15 protein-coding genes are annotated in these 13,668 nt (G+C 69.0%); 7 read left to right on the top strand and 8 right to left on the bottom strand.

Annotated features, from left to right (window positions below; genetic code table 11):
* Nucleotides 1-124: 124 nt before the first annotated feature.
* The 3 genes from ACWDRB_RS15165 to ACWDRB_RS15175 all read left to right on the top strand — a co-directional run bounded on the left by ACWDRB_RS15165 (nt 125) and on the right by ACWDRB_RS15175 (nt 3,057).
* Nucleotides 125-574 (top strand): lamin tail domain-containing protein, encoded by a 450-nt coding sequence (locus ACWDRB_RS15165; protein ID WP_449894135.1) that lies wholly within the window; start codon nt 125-127, stop codon nt 572-574.
* Nucleotides 575-771: 197 nt separating this feature from the next.
* Entirely contained in the window at nt 772-1,326 is a 555-nt protein-coding gene (locus ACWDRB_RS15170) for a YceI family protein (protein WP_397371232.1), read from the top strand.
* 417 nt (nt 1,327-1,743) lie between these two features.
* Nucleotides 1,744-3,057 (top strand): UDP-glucose dehydrogenase family protein, encoded by a 1,314-nt coding sequence (locus tag ACWDRB_RS15175; protein WP_449894138.1) that lies wholly within the window; start codon nt 1,744-1,746, stop codon nt 3,055-3,057.
* 165 nt (nt 3,058-3,222) lie between these two features.
* On the opposite strand, the gene purE is transcribed toward ACWDRB_RS15175, so the two are convergent.
* On the bottom strand, nt 3,223-3,705 hold the full coding sequence (gene purE / locus ACWDRB_RS15180; protein ID WP_397371238.1) for a 5-(carboxyamino)imidazole ribonucleotide mutase: 483 nt from the start codon (nt 3,703-3,705) through the stop codon (nt 3,223-3,225).
* Nucleotides 3,706-3,793: 88 nt separating this feature from the next.
* Nucleotides 3,794-4,942 carry a 5-(carboxyamino)imidazole ribonucleotide synthase gene (locus tag ACWDRB_RS15185; protein WP_350728339.1) on the bottom strand — a complete coding sequence of 383 codons (1,149 nt, stop codon included), beginning with the start codon at nt 4,940-4,942 and terminating at the stop codon, nt 3,794-3,796.
* 280 nt (nt 4,943-5,222) lie between these two features.
* On the opposite strand from ACWDRB_RS15185, the gene ACWDRB_RS15190 reads away from it, so the two are divergent.
* Nucleotides 5,223-5,705 (top strand): GtrA family protein, encoded by a 483-nt coding sequence (locus ACWDRB_RS15190; RefSeq protein ID WP_397371230.1) that lies wholly within the window; start codon nt 5,223-5,225, stop codon nt 5,703-5,705.
* Here the strand turns inward: ACWDRB_RS15190 and ACWDRB_RS15195 are convergent.
* Together ACWDRB_RS15195 and ACWDRB_RS15200 are read right to left on the bottom strand one after the other, a co-directional pair.
* Nucleotides 5,689-6,969 carry an ATP-binding protein gene (locus ACWDRB_RS15195; RefSeq protein WP_449894141.1) on the bottom strand — a complete coding sequence of 427 codons (1,281 nt, stop codon included), beginning with the start codon at nt 6,967-6,969 and terminating at the stop codon, nt 5,689-5,691. The genes ACWDRB_RS15190 and ACWDRB_RS15195 overlap by 17 nt on opposite strands.
* 3 nt (nt 6,970-6,972) lie before the next feature.
* Entirely contained in the window at nt 6,973-7,641 is a 669-nt protein-coding gene (locus tag ACWDRB_RS15200; protein ID WP_043620820.1) for a response regulator transcription factor, read from the bottom strand.
* A gap of 203 nt (nt 7,642-7,844) precedes the next feature.
* Here ACWDRB_RS15200 and ACWDRB_RS15205 point away from each other — a divergent pair, with 203 nt between their 5' ends.
* The 3 genes from ACWDRB_RS15205 (at nt 7,845) to ACWDRB_RS15215 (ending at nt 11,101) form a co-directional block, all read left to right on the top strand.
* Nucleotides 7,845-10,112, top strand: a complete 2,268-nt coding sequence (locus ACWDRB_RS15205; protein WP_449894143.1) for a glycoside hydrolase family 95 protein — start codon at nt 7,845-7,847, stop codon at nt 10,110-10,112.
* Between the two features lie 23 nt (nt 10,113-10,135).
* On the top strand, nt 10,136-10,543 hold the full coding sequence (locus ACWDRB_RS15210; RefSeq protein ID WP_449894146.1) for a MerR family transcriptional regulator: 408 nt from the start codon (nt 10,136-10,138) through the stop codon (nt 10,541-10,543).
* Nucleotides 10,544-10,624: 81 nt separating this feature from the next.
* Complete coding sequence (locus ACWDRB_RS15215; protein WP_350728334.1) at nt 10,625-11,101, top strand: RICIN domain-containing protein; 477 nt, start codon at nt 10,625-10,627, stop codon at nt 11,099-11,101.
* Between the two features lie 62 nt (nt 11,102-11,163).
* Here ACWDRB_RS15215 and bfr read toward each other — a convergent pair whose 3' ends face one another.
* From bfr to ACWDRB_RS15235, 4 genes are all read right to left on the bottom strand, one after another.
* The gene (gene bfr / locus ACWDRB_RS15220; RefSeq protein WP_355190676.1) at nt 11,164-11,649 is read right to left on the bottom strand and encodes a bacterioferritin; all 486 of its coding nucleotides are present in this window, start codon (nt 11,647-11,649) and stop codon (nt 11,164-11,166) included.
* Between the two features lie 15 nt (nt 11,650-11,664).
* On the bottom strand, nt 11,665-11,841 hold the full coding sequence (locus tag ACWDRB_RS15225) for a (2Fe-2S)-binding protein (protein ID WP_138669932.1): 177 nt from the start codon (nt 11,839-11,841) through the stop codon (nt 11,665-11,667).
* Nucleotides 11,842-11,947: 106 nt separating this feature from the next.
* On the bottom strand, nt 11,948-12,568 hold the full coding sequence (locus tag ACWDRB_RS15230) for an MBL fold metallo-hydrolase (RefSeq protein ID WP_449894150.1): 621 nt from the start codon (nt 12,566-12,568) through the stop codon (nt 11,948-11,950).
* Nucleotides 12,569-13,654 carry an S-(hydroxymethyl)mycothiol dehydrogenase gene (locus ACWDRB_RS15235; RefSeq protein ID WP_350728332.1) on the bottom strand — a complete coding sequence of 362 codons (1,086 nt, stop codon included), beginning with the start codon at nt 13,652-13,654 and terminating at the stop codon, nt 12,569-12,571.
* Nucleotides 13,655-13,668 lie beyond the last annotated feature (14 nt).

The raw sequence follows: 13,668 nt of genomic DNA on the forward strand, positions 1-13,668 counted from the left end.
CGGCCGGACGCGGAGCGCCTTTCGCGAGATTGGCCGGATGCGGACGCCGTTGATCGCCAACCCGGCAATCACAGCAGCCGTCCCACTGATGTCACGTTCCATCTCTAGCCATATGGAGCCCGCAGTGCTCAAGCGCCTCCTCGCGGCGACCGGCGTCGCCGCCGTGATCCTGCCGTCGGCCAGTACGCCCACCCAGGCCGCGACCCCGGTCGTTCAGATCGTCAAGATCTACTACGACTCGCCAGGGTCCGACCGGGGCGGCAACGTCTCGCTCAACGGCGAATACGCGGTGCTGCGCAACATGAGCAGGCGAAGCATCCAGCTCGAGAACTGGATCCTGCGGGACGAGACCGGCTACAAGTACCGATTCCCCAGCTTCACCCTCAAGCCCGGCAAATCAGTGACCGTACGCTCGGGCCAGGGGACCGACACCTCGACCACCCTGTACTGGGGTCGCAAGTGGTACGTCTGGAACAACGACGGGGACACGGCCGGCCTCTACCGGAGCAGCGACCTCAAGAAGATCGACGGCTGTACCTGGGGACGCGGCGGCATCTCCACCACCTGCCCGTAGGTTTTCACCACGCCGACGGACACGCCCTCCGGTCAGAAGCGACATCTTCACCGCCTGCCAGCAGGTCTCACCACGTTGACGGACACGCCCCCGGTCGAAAGCCGCATCTCCACCACCCGCCAGCAAGTTTTCGCCCACGGCGGCGGACACGCCCCTCGGTCAGAAGGCGGACGCGTGGTGCGAGTTAGCCTGACAAGGTGAGCATTACCGCTGGTAGCTACACATTCGGACCCGATTCCGGCCGCCTCCTCATCCACACGACCCGCACCGGTCTGGGCGCCAAGGCCGGCCACGATCTCACCATCGAGGTCACGCGCTGGAGCGGCGACGCCACAATCGACACCGCCGCCCCGGCGAACTCCTCGCTGACCGTCGAGGTCGACCCGGGTTCGCTCGAAGTCCGGGCAGGGACCGGCGGCATCAAGCCGCTCACGGACTCCGACCGCGAGGAGATCGAGCGAACCATCCGGGAGAAGATCCTGCACACCGGCCGACATCCGGCGATCACCTTCCGGTCGACACGGGTCGACGGGACCGCGGAGTCGTTCCACATCGAGGGCGACCTCACCATCCTCGGGGTGACCCGGCTGGTGACGGTCCAGGGCATGGTCGCCGATGACCGCGTACGGGGCTCGGCGGCCATCGTGCAGTCCCGGTGGGGGATTCGACCGTATTCCGCGTTCTTCGGCGCGCTCAAGCTGAGCGATGAGGTCGAGGTGCGGTTCGACGTCGGCCTCGCGGCAAAGGACTGAGCTCGGACCGGTCCCATCTCCCGAGCTCACGAACAGGGCCTCGTGGTGGCCTCAGCGCCTCCTTGCCCCTGGCCGTGCTTCTCTCTATGGCTCACGTGCTCAACGAGTCGGCGAAGCGGGGTTTGGCTGGGGGTTTGGGGGGCTGCGCCCCCCCAATGTCACAGCCTGAGCCCCCTAGCGCGAAGCGCCCCCCAAGCGAGGACCGCGCCTTTGCCCTCGGCGCGAAGCGCCCCGCCGCGAGGACCGCGCCGTTGGTCCCGGCGTGATCTTCTTGTCGGCGACGGCGTAGAGGGTGTCAGATATCCGGAGGTCCGACCTTCTTGTTACTAGTCGGTACGGTTTGCGAAGAGATGCAGGTGGCACGTACGAGGTAGCTAGGGCCGGTAGCATGCCTGCGCGATCGAAAGGAGCTCACTCGTGCCATATCGCCTCACGGTGATCGGGACCGGATACCTGGGCATCACCCATGCGGCGTGCATGGCTGATCTCGGATTCGACGTCCTGGGCCTTGATATCGACGCCGACAAGATCCGCAGCCTCAACCAAGGGGAGCTCCCGATCCACGAGCCCGGGCTCGAGCCTGTGCTCCGCCGCGGGCTCGAATCCGGCCGCCTCCGCTTCACCACCTCGTACGAGGAAGCCGCCGCCTTCGGCGACGTGCATTTCGTCTGCGTAGGCACTCCCCAGAAACGCGGCGAATATGCCGCGGACGTCACGTACATGGACAACGCGATCGAGTCCCTCGCCCCGTTCCTCGACCGCCAGTGCCTGGTCGTGGGCAAGTCCACCGTGCCCGTCGGCACCGCCGAGCGGCTCGCGGACAAGCTCACCCGCCTCGCGCCCGCCGGTGGGCAGGCCGAGCTGGCCTGGAACCCCGAGTTCCTGCGGGAGGGGTTCGCGGTTCAGGACACCATGCACCCGGATCGCATCGTGGTCGGCGTTCGCACCGAGCGAGCGGAGAAGGTGCTGCGCGAGGTGTACGAGCCGCTGGGCGAGGTTCCGTTCGTGGTGACCGATTTCGCCACGTCCGAGCTGGTCAAGACGGCCGCGAACGCGTTCCTGGCCACCAAGATCTCGTTCATCAACGCGATGGCCGAGGTCTGCGAGGCCGCGCACGCCGACGTCAAGCAGTTGTCCGAGGCGCTGTCGTACGACGACCGGATCGGCGGACGTTACCTGAACGCGGGCCTCGGGTTCGGCGGCGGCTGCCTGCCCAAGGACATCAGGGCGTTCATGGCGCGGGCCGGGGAGCTGGGAGCGGACCAGGCGCTGACGTTCCTGCGCGAGGTGGACGCCATCAACCTGCGGCGGCGCGCCCGCATGGTCGATCTGGCCAGGGAGCTGGCCGGGGGCTCGTTCCACGGGTGCACCGTGGGCGTGCTGGGCGCCGCGTTCAAGCCGAACTCGGACGACATCCGCGACTCCCCCGCACTGGACGTCGCCGTGACCATCGGCCACCAGGGCGGACAGGTCACCGTGTACGACCCCATCGCGCTCGACAACGCCCGTAAGGCTCACCCCGAGCTGAACTACGGCGAATCAGCCCTGGACGCGGTACGGGGAGCGCACGTGGTGCTGCTGCTCACCGAGTGGCAGGAGTTCGTGGAGCTCGACCCCGAGGAGCTGGGAACTGTGGTGGCGACCCGGCGCATCGTGGACGGGCGTAATGCCCTGAATGCCGAGACGTGGCGGTCCGCCGGATGGCACTACCGCGCCCTCGGCCGCCCCTGACGGATCAATCCTCCGCCTACGACCTACCCCGGCCCCGCCCCTGACAGACCTATCCCCCGCCTACGACAGCCCCCGGCCGCCGTAGGCGCACCCCCATCACGACCCTGGGCCACCGTAGGCACACCCCCCCATCACGACCCCCGGCCGCCGTAGGCGCACCCCCCGTCACAACCCGAGGTTCGCGGCCTCCGCGCGGAGCTTCTCGCCCTTGGCGTACGCCTGCTCCTTCAACCGCACCTGGAACTCCTCCATCCGCTCCCGCAACCCGGGGTCGGACGCGGCGAGGATGCGTACGGCCAGCAGCCCCGCGTTGCGGGCCCCGCCGACCGCCACCGTCGCCACCGGCACCCCGGCGGGCATCTGGACGATCGACAGCAGCGAGTCCATCCCGTCGAGGTACTTCAGCGGCACCGGCACCCCGATCACCGGCAGCGGCGTGACGGAGGCCAGCATGCCGGGCAGGTGCGCGGCTCCCCCGGCCCCGGCGATGATCACCTGGAGGCCCCGGGAGGCGGCCTGGCGACCGTAGTCGATCATCTCGGTCGGCATGCGGTGCGCCGAGACCACGTCCGCCTCGAAGGGCACGCCGAACTCGGCGACCGCCTCCGCGGCGGCCTTCATGACCGGCCAGTCGGAGTCGCTCCCCATCACAATCCCGATGCTCACGATGCCGCCTTCGTCGGCATCGTGAGCATCGGGATGCTGCTGTGTCTCATTGCTCGTTCGCTTCGCTCTCTCACGTGTACTCCCCGGTGGTGAGGTAGACGGCGGCGTGGCGGGCGCGGGCGCGCACCTCGTCGAGGTTGGAGCCGAGGGCCGTCACGTGGCCGATCTTGCGGCCGGGGCGCACCTCTTTGCCGTAGAAGTGCAGCTTGATGCCCGGATCGTGGGCCAGCACGTGCTCGTAGCGCTTGAACAGGTCGGGCTCTTCGCCACCGAGCAGGTTGGCCATGACGACGACCTGGGCGGTCATCTTGGGCGAGCCGAGCGGCAGGTCCAGCACCGCCCTCAGATGCTGCTCGAACTGCGACGTCGTCGAGCCCTCGATGGTCCAGTGGCCGCTGTTGTGCGGGCGCATGGCCAGCTCGTTGACCACGAGCCCGTTCGGCGTGTCGAAGAGCTCGACCGCGAGCAGCCCGGTCACGCCGAGCTCGTGGGCGATCTTCAGACCGATGCGCTGCGCCTGCGCGGAGTATTCGGGGTCCAGCCCGGGAGCGGGCGCGATGACCTCCACGCAGATGCCGTCCTGCTGCACGGTCTCCACTACCGGGTAGCTGACGCCCTGCCCGTGCGGCGAGCGGGCGACCAGCACCGCCAGCTCCCGCTCGAACGGCACGAACGCCTCGGCGAGCAGCTCGACCCCGGTCGCGAACGCCTCCGCGACCTCCTCGGCCGACCTGCACACCCACACGCCGCGGCCGTCGTAGCCGCCGCGCACCGACTTCAGGACCATCGGCCAGCCGTGCTGCTCCGCGAAGCGCGTGGCCTCTTCGGGCGACGACACGCGCGCCCACGCCGGGCACGGCACGCCGATCGCGGTCAGCCGCTCGCGCATGACGGCCTTGTCCTGGGCGTGCACGAGGGCGTCGGCCCCGGGGTGCACGGAGTGGCCGGCCTCGGTCAGGGCTCGGATGTGCTCGGTGGGCACGTGTTCGTGGTCGAACGTGATCGCGTCGCAGCCCTTGGCGAACTCGCGCAGATCGTCCAGATCGCGGTAATCTCCGACGCGCGTGTCGACGATCACTCGTGCGGCGCTCTCCTCCGGAGAGTTGGCCAGCACCCGCAGCTCGACGCCGAGCGCGATGGCCGGCGGCTGCGACATCCTGGCCAGCTGGCCTGCGCCGACGATGCCGACGACCGGCCCGATGGGGCTGTAGGAACTCACGCCAGGTGAGCTTACCGGGACGGAACGACTTTCCCGGACTCCCCGGGCTGGGCGGCCGTTCCGGGTCGCCTTCGCAGGCACGACCGCCCAGCGTTCCGCTCCGCCCGCTCATGCTGGGTCGCGGGCGATGTGCAACGCAGCGTAATGCCCAACTGTCGTAAATGCCGGGCATAGGACGATATTTCTAAGTGGTAAGTTCACCAGCCTGACGTCGGGCCTACACGGTGGCCGGTACGCTGAGTTGGGTCAGGCTCGCCGAAGGAAGGGACCGAGCAGAGACGTGGACCTCGCCAAACGCCTCTACGAGCGGTTCTCCTCCCTTGTGTACGAACTGGCCAAGTTCGGGAGCATCGGGGCCGTCGCCTTCCTGATCGACACCGGCCTCCTCAACCTCTGCAACGTGGGCCTGGGCTGGGGCCCGCTGACGTCCAAGGTCGTGGCGACGACGATCTCCACGACCTTCGCCTACATCGGCAACCGCTTCTGGACCTTCCGGCACCGCGACCAGAGCGGGCTGAGGCGCGAATACTTCCTGTTCTTCCTGCTCAACGGCATCGCGCTGCTGTTCGGCATGCTGACGATCGGCTTCACCACCTACACGCTCGACCTGCACGACCCGCTCAGCTTCAACATCGCCAACATCGTGGGCGTGGGGCTCGGCACGCTGTTCCGCTACTGGTCGTACAAGAAGTGGGTGTTCCTGGAGGCCACCGAGCCCATCCCGATGGAGCTGCCCGAGACCGGGGTCAAGCAGGACCGCTGACCACGCGGGTCCTCGCGCCGTCGTCCTCGGCCGGGCGCAGGAAGATGGCGAACGTCGCCGGGCGGCGCCGTACCAGCTCCAGCCTGCCGCCGTCGGCCGCGGCCAGCGCGCGGGCGAGCGTCAGCCCGAGACCGGTGCCTCCGCCGCCGCTGACGTTCCGCTCGAAGATCTTGGGGGCGATCTCGTCGGCGATGCCCGGACCCTCGTCCGCGACCTCGATCACCACGTAGTTGTCGCCGCTGGTCGACGTGACGGTGACGTCGCCGCCGCCGTGGCGCAGGGAGTTCTCCAGCAGCGACGCGATCACCTGGCCGAAGCCGCCGGTGGTGGCCATCGCCTTCAGACCGCGGGCGCCTTCGAGCCGCAGGATACGCCCCGCCTCCCGGAACACCGGCTCCCACTCCCTGATCTGCTGGATGATCACGTCGTCGATGGCGACCGGCTCGGCCTGGGCGTGGCGCTGGCGCCGCGCCGCCGCCAGCAGCTCGTCGATCACGGCGGTGAGCCGCTCCGCCTGCACGATCGCCGCCTCGCCCTCCTCCCGTACGACCTCCGGCTCGTCCGCGGCCGACACGATCTCCTCCAGGCGCATGGTGAGACCGGTCAGGGGGGTCCGGAGCTGGTGGGAGGCGTCGGTGGCGAACTCGCGCTCGCGGGTGAGCAGGTCGGAGATGCGGGTCGCGCTGCGGTCGAGCACTTGGGCCACCCGGTCGAGTTCGGGAATGCCGTAGCGGTGTTTGCTCGGCCGGGCGTCTCCGGAGCCCAGCCGCTCGGCGATCTTCGCCAGGTCCTGCAAGGGCAGCGTCAGCCGCCGGGACTGTACGACGGCCAGGCTCACGGCCACCGCCAGGGCGGCGACGGCCAGGGCCACGATGAGCAGGAGCCGGGCCCGTACGTCCTGTTCAACCTGGTCGCGATCGCGACTTATGCGGACATAGACGCCGGTGTTGGTCTGCGCGTCCTCGGTCATCAGGTGACCGGACGGCGGTGCGCTGCCGACCACGGTCACCCGCAAGGGGGTTCCGCGTTCCCAGATCTGGATGTACCTGCCGGGATACTTCTGCTCCAGTTGCTGGGGGTCGAGCGGCGTCTCCTGGACACGGGCGTACTCGACCTCTCCCACGAGACGCTTGGCCTCCGCCCCGAGCTCCTGAGCCGCCTCGTCGACGATCAGCCGGCTGACGACGACACCCAGGGGGACCCCCAGCAGCAGAACCGCGATGACCGCGACGACCAGGGTTGAGGAGAGCAGTCGGCGGCGCATCTCCTACTCGCGTTCGAACCGGAAGCCGACTCCCCGGACGGTCGTGATGTAACGCGGTTTCGCGGCGTCGTCGCCGAGTTTGCGGCGTAGCCAGGAGATGTGCATGTCGAGGGTCTTGGTCGAACCCCACCAGTTCGTGTCCCAGACCTCGCGCATGATCTGCTCCCTCGTGACCACCTTTCCGGCGTCGCGGACGAGCACACGCAGCAGGTCGAATTCCTTCGTTGTCAGATGCAGCTCCTTTTCCCCCATCCACGCGCGGCGGGAGTCGGCGTCTATACGCACGCCCTGGACGACCGGAGTCTCGGAGGTGCCGCGCCGGAGCAGCGCCCGTACCCGGGCGAGCAGCTCGGCCAGCCTGAACGGCTTCGTCACGTAGTCGTCCGCGCCGGCGTCGAGGCCGACGACGGTGTCCACCTCGTCGACGCGAGCGGTGAGAATCAGGACCGGAGTGCCGTGGCCCTCGGCCCGGATGCGACGAGCCACCTCCAAACCGTCCATTTCGGGCAGTCCAAGGTCAAGAACGATGAGATCGATGCCGCCCGACAGAGCCCTTTCCAGGGCTTGCGGGCCGTCGGGGCTCACCTCGACCTGATAGCCCTCACGGCGCAATGCACGCGCGAGCGGCTCAGAGATCGAGGTGTCATCCTCGGCGAGAAGTACGCAGGTCATGAAGCGATCGTAGGACCTTAAGCGATCGTTTCCCGGGCACAGCGCGCGGTTTGACTCGCAGTTGACCTATCCATTGACCTGGGCAAACGCGGCTAAATATCGGTTAGTCGGGATTAAATTACCGCGATTACCGAGAAACGAAAGCAATGGAGTCCCCGGCCCTCTGCCGTCCGGAAGAAATAATGTTGTTAACGTTGTCCCCCGTGACTGATCTGACCCTCTGGTACGACCGGCCGGCCACCGACTGGGAGACGCAGGCGTTACCCATCGGGAACGGCGCGCTCGGGGCGATGGTGTTCGGCGGGACGGACACCGAGCGGCTCCAGTTCAACGAGAAGAGCCTGTGGACGGGTGGCCCGGGATCGCGGGAGGGATACGACTTCGGCGACTGGACCGCTCCCCGGCCGGACGCGCTCGCCGAGGTCCAGGAGGCGCTGGATCGCGACGGGCGGATGGCGCCGGAGGAGGTGGCGGCCGCGCTGGGGCAGCCGAAGTCGGGGTTCGGCGCGTACCAGCCGTTCGGCGACCTCTGGCTGGACCTGGCCGGGCAGCCGGGCTCCCCCGCCGGTTACCGCCGGGAGCTGAGCCTGAGCGAGGCCGTGGCCAGGGTGACGTACACGGCGGACGGGGTGCGGCACTCGCGCGAGTACTTCGCCAGCCACCCCGGGAACGTCATCGCCGGGCGGGTCACGGCCGATCGGGCGGGCCAGGTGTCGTTCACGCTCCGGGTGTCCTCGCCGCACGAGGACGGGCGGGTCAGCGTCTCGGACGGGCGGCTGACGATCCGCGGGCGGCTCGCGGACAACGGGATGGCGTTCGAGGCCCAGGTACGGGTGGTCACGGAGGGCGGCACCCGTACGGACGGGATCGACCGGATCACGGTCACCGGGGCCGACAGCGCCGTGTTCGTGCTGTCCGCCGGCACCGACTACGCCCCCGCCCATCCGGACTACCGCGGCGAGGACCCGCACGCCGCCGTCACCGCCGCCGTGGACCAGGCGGTGGCCCAGGGGTACGAGGGCCTGCGCCGCGCCCACCAGGCCGACCACGGGGAGCTGTTCGACCGCGTACGGCTGGACCTCGGCCAGCGGACGCCGCCGGTCCCCACGGACCGGCTCCGGGCGGCCTACACCGGGGGCGCCTCCGCCGACGACCGCGCGCTCGAAGCCCTCTTCTTCTCCTACGGCCGCTATCTGCTGATCGCCTCCTCGCGGGCCGGATCGCTGCCCGCGAACCTGCAGGGCGTCTGGAACGACTCCACCACCCCGCCCTGGGCCGGCGACTACCACGTCAACATCAACCTGCAGATGAACTACTGGCTCGCCGACCAGACGAACCTGGCCGAGACGGCGCAGCCGTACGTCGACTATGTCGCGGGCCTGGTGAAGCCGGGTGAGATCACGGCGCGGGAGATGTTCGGGGCGCGCGGGTGGCTCGTGCACAACGAGACGAACCCGTTCGGCTTCACCGGCGTCCACGACTGGGCCACGTCGTTCTGGTTCCCGGAGGCCGGGGCCTGGCTCACGCAGCAGCTCTACGACCGCTACCGCTTCAGCCGAGACGCGGGATATCTCCGCGAGACCGCCTATCCGGTGATGAAGGGGGCGGCCGAGTTCTGGCTGGACACCCTGCGCACCGACCCCCGTGACGGGACGCTGGTCGTCTCGCCCAGTTACTCCCCCGAGCACGGGGACTTCTCGGCCGGGGCGTCGATGTCCCAGCAGATCGTCCGGGACCTGTTCACGAACGTGGCGGAGGCCGCGGACGTCCTGGGGGACGCCGAGTTCGGCGGGCGGGTACGCGACGCGCTGGCGAAGCTGGACCCGGGACTGCGCATCGGGTCCTGGGGGCAGCTCCAGGAGTGGAAGGCCGACCGGGACGACCCCGGGAACACGCATCGGCACGTGTCCCACCTGTTCGGCCTGCATCCCGGCCGGCAGATCGCGGCGGGCAGCCGCGAGGGCGAGGCGGCCAAGGTGTCGCTGACCGCCCGCGGGGACGGCGGCACCGGGTGGAGCAAGGCGTGGAAGATCAACTTCTGGGCTCGGCTGCTCGACGGGGACCACGCGCACCGGATGCTGAGCGAGCAGCTGAGGACGTCCACGCTGGACAACCTGTGGGACACGCACCCGCCGTTCCAGATCGACGGAAATTTCGGGGCTTCCGCCGGTATGGCGGAAATGCTGGTGCAGAGCCAGCACGGCGAGATCCACGTACTGCCCGCTCTGCCCTCCGCCTGGCCCACGGGGTCGGTGCGCGGGCTGCGCGCCCGGGGCGACGTGACGGTGGACGTCTCCTGGCGGGACGGCGCCGCCGAGCGGATCACGCTGCACGTGGGGCGCTCGGGCCCGGTCACGGTACGGACGGACCTGGCCGGACGCTGCCAGGTGTCCGGCGACGCGCGGCGCTCCGGGGACACGCTGAGCTGGGACGCCCAGGCCGGGACGGCCTACACCATCCTGGGGAGCTAGAGCCGGCTCGTATCCTGGGCGGCATGTCATCGGAGATCAGCATCGGCCGGCTCGCCGAACTCACCGGGCTGAGCGTGCACACGCTGCGCTTCTACGAGCGTGAGGGCCTCCTGCTCAACCCCGTGCGCCGCGGGCCGGGCGGGCGGCGGATCTACAGCGACGCGGACGCGCACTGGCTGACCACGTGCATCATCCTGCGCGCCTCGGGGATGCCGTTGCCCGCCATCCGGGAGTACACCGACCTCGTCAGGAACGGGACCGGGAACGAGGCGGAACGCCTCACCATCATGCTGGAGCACCGGGAGCGCGTGCTGCGCCAGATGAGCGATCTCAACCGCTGCCTGGACCTCATCACCTACAAGGTCGGCGTGTACGAGGACGTCATCTCCGAAACCACCGTCGCCGACTGCTCACCCCAACCCCAGGGCTGACCCCATAAGGGATCCGATCACAACAAAACGGGAATCGCGCGCGTCTCAGTGATCAATACCTCAACGGAAAGGGTCACTGACGTGGACGCCACCCCCACCAGATTGTTCGCCGTCGCCGCCACCGCCGCCCTGGCGCTGTCCCTGGCCGCCGCTCCCGCCTCGGCGGGGGCCAGCGGGCGGCTGATGAACGGCGCCACCGACCTCTGCCTGGCCGTGGGCAAGAGCGAGGTCAAGGCCGGCAAGAAGGTCATCCAGTGGACCTGCTCCGACAACAAGGACCAGCAGTGGATCTACAAGGGGCGCAAGCTCGTCAACGCCAAGACCGGCATGTGCCTGGCGATCGCGCGCGGCTCCCAGGTCAAGGGCAAGTACGCGATCCAGTGGCCGTGCACGGACGGCGGGATCGAGCAGGAGTGGATCTACGACGACATGCAGCGCCTGCGCAACCGGGCCAGCGGCCTGTGCCTGGCGGTCGGCAAGGGCGAGCGCAAGAAGGGTAAGTGGATCATCCAGTGGACGTGCAGGGACACGGGAGAGCAGGCGTGGCTCTGGAGGTAAAGGGAAGGCGCCCCGTCCGGGGACGGGGCGCCTTCGGTGCCACAGAGCCGCTACTGAGCCGCTCAGTCGTCGGACGAGGGCGGTTCGGCGTAGCGGGCCAGGTAGAGCTGCTCGCCCAGGCTGCGGATGAGGCTGAGCTCCGTCTCCAGATAGTCGATGTGCTCCTCCTCGTCCTCCAGGATCTCCTCGAAGATCCGGGCCGAGGTGACGTCGCCCTTCTCGCGCATGAGCGCGATCGCCGGGCGCAGGCGCTGCACGACTGAGAGCTCGACCTCGAGGTCCGCCCTGAGCTGCTCCTCCACGGTCTGGCCGATGTGCAGGGTGCCCAGGCGTTGATAGTTGGGCAGGCCCTCCAGGAAGAGGATGCGATCGGTCAGACGCTCCGCGTGGCGCATCTCGTCGATCGACTCCGCACGGGTGTGCTCGGCGAGTTTCGTGTAGCCCCAGTTCTCCTGCATCTTGGCGTGCAGGAAATACTGGTTGATGGCGGTGAGCTCGGCGGTCAGCTGCTCGTTGAGCAGCTCGATGATCTGCTTGTCGCCCTGCATGAAACGGGCCCCTCGCTATGCGGTCGTCAGTTCTTCAGACCGTTTCAGGATTGCACAGATCTTCCGTACACATCGGGCACAGTCACCACCGGCACCAGTGGTGTCGCGAATCTGCTTCGCGCTCTTGGCCCCGGAGGCGATGCAGTCGTGCACCTCGTTTTCGGTCACAGCACGACAAATGCACACGTACATCCGGGGACAGGCCTCTCGCGAGCGAAGTGGGGGCACCTTTAGGTAAGGCACACCTAAGCTACCTCACTTCGGTAAGGCTTGCCTATGTTAGGTCGGCCACATCACGCTATCCACCTTGGGTGATCCATTCCTCCAGGTGGGGCGCCTCCGCGCCGATCGTGGTCGAGTCGCCGTGTCCCGTGTGCACGACGGTCTCCGGCGGCAGGGTCAGCAGCCGCTCCCTGATCGAGTCGATGATCGTGTCGAACGAGCTGTAGGACCGGCCGGTCGCCCCCGGACCGCCCTTGAAGAGCGTGTCGCCGCTGAACAGGGCGCCGAGGTCGGGGGCGTACAGGCAGACCGCGCCGGGCGCGTGGCCGGGGGTGTGGACGACCTCCAGCGCGATGCCGCCGACCTCGATCTTCTCGCCGTCGGCCAGCGGCTCGTACGACGCCGCGGCCCCGTACTGCTGCTCCCACAGCACCTGGTCGGCGGGGTGCAGCCGGATGGGCGCCCCGGTGCGGTCGGCGAGGGGCTTGGCGGCGTTGATGTGGTCGTTGTGCGCGTGCGTGCAGACGATGGCCTTGACCGTGCGCCCGCCCACCCGCTCGGCGATCGTCGCGGCGTCGTGGGCGGCGTCGATGACGACGACCTCGCGGGCGTCGCCGACCAGCCACACGTTGTTGTCGACGTCCCAGGTGCCGCCGTCCAGCGAGAACGTGCCCGAGGTGATGACCCTGTCGATCATCTAGAACGTCACCACCGAACGCAGCACCTCGCCGCGGTGCATCTTCGCGAACGCCTCCTCGACCTGCCCGATCCCGATCGTCTCCGAGACGAACTTGTCGAGCGGCAGCCGGTTCTGCAGGAACAGGTCGATGAGCATCGGGAAGTCGCGCGAGGGCAGGCAGTCGCCGTACCAGGAGGACTTCAGCGCGCCGCCGCGCCCGAAGACGTCGAGGAACGGCAGCTCCAGCGTCATGTCAGGCGTGGGGACGCCGACCAGCACGACCGTGCCGGCCAGGTCGCGGGCGTAGAAGGCCTGCTTGTACGTCTCGGGGCGGCCCACCGCCTCGATGACCACGTCGGCGCCGAAGCCGCCGGTCAGGTCGCGGATCGCCTCGACCGGGTCGCTCTCGCGGGAGTTGACGGTGTGGGTGGCGCCGAAGTCGCGCGCCCAGCCCAGCTTGCGGTCGTCCACGTCGACGGCGATGACCTTCGCGGCCCCGGCCAGTGAGGCGCCCAGGATCGCGGCGTCGCCGACGCCGCCGCAGCCGATGACGGCGACCGAGTCGCCGCGCGCCACGCCGCCGGTGTTGATCGCGGCGCCGATGCCCGCCATGACGCCGCAGCCCAGCAGGCCCGCGACCTGCGCGGGCGCCTCGGCGGAGACCTTGGTGCACTGGCCCGCGGCGACCAGCGTCTTCTCCAGGAACGCGCCGATGCCCAGCGCGGGCGACAGCACCGTGCCGTCCTTGAGCGTCATCTTCTGCGTGGCGTTGTGGGTGGCGAAGCAGTACCAGGGGCGGCCGCGCAGGCACGCGCGGCACTGGCCGCATACCGCGCGCCAGTTGAGGATCACGAAGTCGCCGGGCTCGACCTCGGTGACACCCGGGCCGACCGCCTCGACGACGCCCGCGGCCTCGTGGCCGAGCAGGAACGGGAAGTCGTCGTTGATCCCGCCCTCGCGATAGTGCAGGTCGGTGTGGCAGACCCCGCAGGCCTGCACGTTGACGACCGCCTCGCCGGGACCTGGGTCCGGCACCACGACCGTCTCGAGCGAAACTTCCTGACCCTTGGCCCGGGCGACGACGCCCTGCACTTCGTACGGCATGCCAGCCATCTTGT

Source organism: Nonomuraea sp. NPDC003707 (genome assembly GCF_053587055.1).

What these genes read in the sequence shown, in the direction of transcription:
- ACWDRB_RS15235 (WP_350728332.1), bottom strand. Translation starts at nt 13,654, where the DNA reads ATGCCGTACGAAGTGCAGGGCGTCGTCGCCCGGGCCAAGGGTCAGGAA.
- ACWDRB_RS15210 (WP_449894146.1), top strand. Translation starts at nt 10,136, where the DNA reads ATGTCATCGGAGATCAGCATCGGCCGGCTCGCCGAACTCACCGGGCTG.
- ACWDRB_RS15195 (WP_449894141.1), bottom strand. Translation starts at nt 6,969, where the DNA reads ATGCGCCGCCGACTGCTCTCCTCAACCCTGGTCGTCGCGGTCATCGCG.
- bfr (WP_355190676.1), bottom strand. Translation starts at nt 11,649, where the DNA reads ATGCAGGGCGACAAGCAGATCATCGAGCTGCTCAACGAGCAGCTGACC.
- ACWDRB_RS15225 (WP_138669932.1), bottom strand. Translation starts at nt 11,841, where the DNA reads ATGTACGTGTGCATTTGTCGTGCTGTGACCGAAAACGAGGTGCACGAC.
- ACWDRB_RS15230 (WP_449894150.1), bottom strand. Translation starts at nt 12,568, where the DNA reads ATGATCGACAGGGTCATCACCTCGGGCACGTTCTCGCTGGACGGCGGC.
- purE (WP_397371238.1), bottom strand. Translation starts at nt 3,705, where the DNA reads ATGGGGAGCGACTCCGACTGGCCGGTCATGAAGGCCGCCGCGGAGGCG.
- ACWDRB_RS15200 (WP_043620820.1), bottom strand. Translation starts at nt 7,641, where the DNA reads ATGACCTGCGTACTTCTCGCCGAGGATGACACCTCGATCTCTGAGCCG.